The organism is Parasphingorhabdus sp., from assembly GCF_049667325.1.
Classification (GTDB): domain Bacteria; phylum Pseudomonadota; class Alphaproteobacteria; order Sphingomonadales; family Sphingomonadaceae; genus Parasphingorhabdus.
In genome coordinates this window covers 1-3,023 of the sequence record NZ_JBATHY010000023.1, presented here as the reverse complement: position 1 = coordinate 3,023, position 3,023 = coordinate 1, and the positions used below count along the sequence as shown (strand labels likewise).

The window sequence follows — 3,023 nt, the reverse complement described above, 5'->3', positions numbered from 1 at the left end:
CATGTTGAAGTACATTGGTGGTCTTGTCGGGCCGATTGGTGTGAACCAACGCCTGGTCCGGTGTCACGGTGATCAGGTTGAAGGGATTGAAAGCCGAAAATTCTGCTGCCGCAACATCGGAATATCGACCGTTCCCCGATAGAAAATCCTTCAACAAATCGCCGCGGGATGCCCGCTCCGGCTGTGGTGCGCCAAAGCCGTATAAATTGGTCACAACTGCAAAACGCCCCTGTTCGGAAATACCGAGCCAAGTTCCACCCGCCAGTGAATCCCTTCCGGCCAATAAATGTTCATGCTCTTCCCAGCGATGTGCGGGTTCTGCCGGGCGGGCATGCAGTTCATCGCGATTGCCAATCGCAACCAGTTGCCATCCGGGATGGGCTTTCCAGGCAAATGAAACGATACACACAGTCCGGACAATAACCGGTTATATCGAACTTGCGACCAGAATCTGAACGGCCGCAGAAACCGGGCAAAGTCGAAACGTCCGCTTCAAGACCGCTCGCCGCCGGTCGGCGATTTGGCCGGAAAGCCCGTTTGACCGTCACGCGCTATAATCCTGCACGGTTGCTTAAACATTGCCCGGCTGCTTTAATGACTGTAGGACTTGCCACACTTTTCGGCAATATGCCGATGCTTCTAGCCCCGTCACCCAATCAAGGAAACATGATCTCAGATGCCGCCATTTTCAGAACCGACTTTTCAGGAACGCACTCAAATGGCGGCCAAAGCCAAGCAGGCTGCACTCAAGCAATTGAAGGCACAGCCTGCCGTCAGCGATGAAGTCCTTGCGAAACGCAAGGCAGCCCGCCTGGCACGCGATCAGAAAAAGGCGATTGCCCGCGAAGAGAAACGCGCGGCGTTCGAGCTGGTGAAGGCGGAACGGAAAGCGGCGAAGGAACAAGCTGCGATAGAGCAGGCTGCCAAGGACAAGGCAGAAGCTCCGCCACCGCCACTCACCGAAGCCGAGAAAAAGGCCGCCCGCGACTTGCGCTATGCCCAGCGGAAAAAACGCCGGAAATAGGGCGCTGGCGTCAGGCCGGACCGGCGCGCGCGAGGCTATCGGCCGGGATGCGCCATCCCGTGTATTGATCGGTGTGGATTTGGGTTTTGATGGGCAGAATACCGTCCTTAGAAACCCAGACTTAAGCCGGCACCCACAGATGTTGCTTCCGGCCCGATAAAGCCTGCGCTTTGCGATGCAAACAAGCTGAGCCGTAAATTCTTTCCTAGGCCAAAGGATGCGGAAACGCCGAATTCTGCCCAGGCATCTCCTTCGCCCGGTTGATTTCGCGTAGCGACAAATTGCGCCATACGCGCGCTGCCGCTATTGCTTCCCGGTGAAAAAGCCGTGCTGTTGGAACTGACCACCAGCGCTGCATGTGGCCCAAAGCTGTGTTTGGCATCCTTGCCGAACAGATGGGTGTAGGTCAGCGATATAGTACCGCTGACACCCTTTTCCTTTTCTTCGACCGTGGCCTGGCGTCCACTGGGTAAAGTTACAGCTCGTCCGATATCGACGCTGTTAAAATCAACCTCGATCGAAGGAGAGAGAAATCCGCTCTCGCCTATCGCTAGGTCATAGGTCGCAGATCCGCCAATACCGAAGATATTGCCGTCGCTGTTCACAATTATCGGACTGCCGTCATTGCCGATCAATTCATCGTCAAATTTGCGGCGACCGGCTGACACATAGCCATCCAGGCTTATGTCGCCCCATCCTGTTCCGCCGGACAAGCGCAGTTGCTGGCTGCTTGCCGGAACGGCGAATATCAGGCCCTGAGCATCGCCGGCATCCACCCCCGTTGCGGATAGTTGAACATATCCATTGCCAATATTGCGGGTAATCGAGGCACTGGCGTAGGTCTGGTCGTCGACACCGCCGACCAAAGTCGCTCCGCCGGAAAACCCGACACGCCAATGCTGCTCATTTTCCTCTTCGGCGGCCAGGGCTGGTGTCGCAATGGTGCTCAAGGCCAATAAAATCCCAACTTTTTTCATCATAAATTCCCCCAAATTTCTGTGGCTTGCATGATAGAAACGCAGCCTGCACAAAAATCCTTCAAAAAATTCGAAGGTTTTCAATATTTGACGCGTATTAACTAATGTTAGCGGCGCAAAAGCTGTCTGATGCGGAGAGTGTTATTTTGGAAACGGCAAGGTCTAGTGATCGCCTGGATGACGACGCAATGATGCGTCGTATATCCGCGCGTGATTCTGACGCATTGCACTCAATAGCCGAGTTCCACGGTGACATCCCCTTTCGCATCGGTTGCCGTATGCTTGCTGATCCGATCGAGGCCGAGGATATTGCGCAAGAAGCGTTGCTGAGACTATGGCGATATGCCGACCGCTGGGTAGAAGGCGGACCCGGTATCGCAGCCTGGTTAAGTCGCGTTGCGATGAATCTTTGTCTCGATCGGTTACGCAAGACACGCCGCAATAGCGACGAAGATGTTCCTGAGCTTGCCGATGGAGCGCCATTGGCGGATGCCGCAATAGAGAGCGATGAAGTGAAACAGGCTGTTATCGATTGTATCCAGTCCCTGCCAGACCGGCAGCGTGCTTCGATCATCCTCACCTATTACGAGCAGCTGTCTAACGGCCGCGCGGCCGATAGTCTGAAAATGAACATCAAGGCTTTTGAATCGATGCTCTACCGCGCGCGAAGTGCACTTAAAGGCTGTGTCGAAGGCAAGAATGTAGTTTCCGCAGATGTGGAAAGGATCCACCCATGAGTGCGACTTTCTCTACCGCTATGCAAACGGCGCTGGACCGGTATGATGTGCCGGCCCTGCCCGAAGGCTTTGCGGCCCGGCTGACGGCGCGTGCAACCGCGGAAGCCGCGGTCGAGCGCAAGCCGGCTCCACGGCAAAGGACAAGCAGCCCGTGGCGGCGTGCTAGCCGGATTATCGGTTCGATAGGTGCAGTCGGATTCCTGTCCGCAACCGCCGCCGCAATGGGCGCATTTGGCGATCCCTTGGAGGTTCCGATCATCTCCGAAGTCGCGCGGGAGTTTAACC

General features: G+C 55.7%; 5 protein-coding genes. 3 read left to right on the top strand and 2 right to left on the bottom strand.

What is annotated here, in order from left to right:
- Positions 1-409: NRDE family protein (locus WBM93_RS01045; protein WP_424427286.1), on the bottom strand; the 409-nt coding region annotated here is incomplete at its 3' end.
- Between the two features lie 267 nt (positions 410-676).
- Between WBM93_RS01045 and WBM93_RS01040 the strand changes: the two genes are divergently transcribed.
- Complete coding sequence (locus WBM93_RS01040; protein ID WP_424427284.1) at positions 677-1,024, top strand: DUF6481 family protein; 348 nt, start codon at positions 677-679, stop codon at positions 1,022-1,024.
- A gap of 107 nt (positions 1,025-1,131) precedes the next feature.
- Here WBM93_RS01040 and WBM93_RS01035 read toward each other — a convergent pair whose 3' ends face one another.
- Positions 1,132-2,004: a hypothetical protein gene (locus WBM93_RS01035; protein WP_424427282.1), complete on the bottom strand. Its 873-nt coding sequence runs from the start codon at positions 2,002-2,004 to the stop codon at positions 1,132-1,134.
- A gap of 185 nt (positions 2,005-2,189) precedes the next feature.
- Between WBM93_RS01035 and WBM93_RS01030 the strand changes: the two genes are divergently transcribed.
- On the top strand, positions 2,190-2,738 hold the full coding sequence (locus WBM93_RS01030; protein ID WP_424427280.1) for a sigma-70 family RNA polymerase sigma factor: 549 nt from the start codon (positions 2,190-2,192) through the stop codon (positions 2,736-2,738).
- Positions 2,735-3,023: hypothetical protein (locus tag WBM93_RS01025; protein WP_424427278.1), on the top strand; the 289-nt coding region annotated here is incomplete at its 3' end. The genes WBM93_RS01030 and WBM93_RS01025, both read left to right, overlap by 4 nt.

Coding starts and splice junctions, on each gene's coding strand:
- WBM93_RS01040 (WP_424427284.1), top strand. CDS start 677: ATGCCGCCATTTTCAGAACCGACTTTTCAGGAACGCACTCAAATGGCG.
- WBM93_RS01035 (WP_424427282.1), bottom strand. CDS start 2,004: ATGATGAAAAAAGTTGGGATTTTATTGGCCTTGAGCACCATTGCGACA.
- WBM93_RS01030 (WP_424427280.1), top strand. CDS start 2,190: ATGATGCGTCGTATATCCGCGCGTGATTCTGACGCATTGCACTCAATA.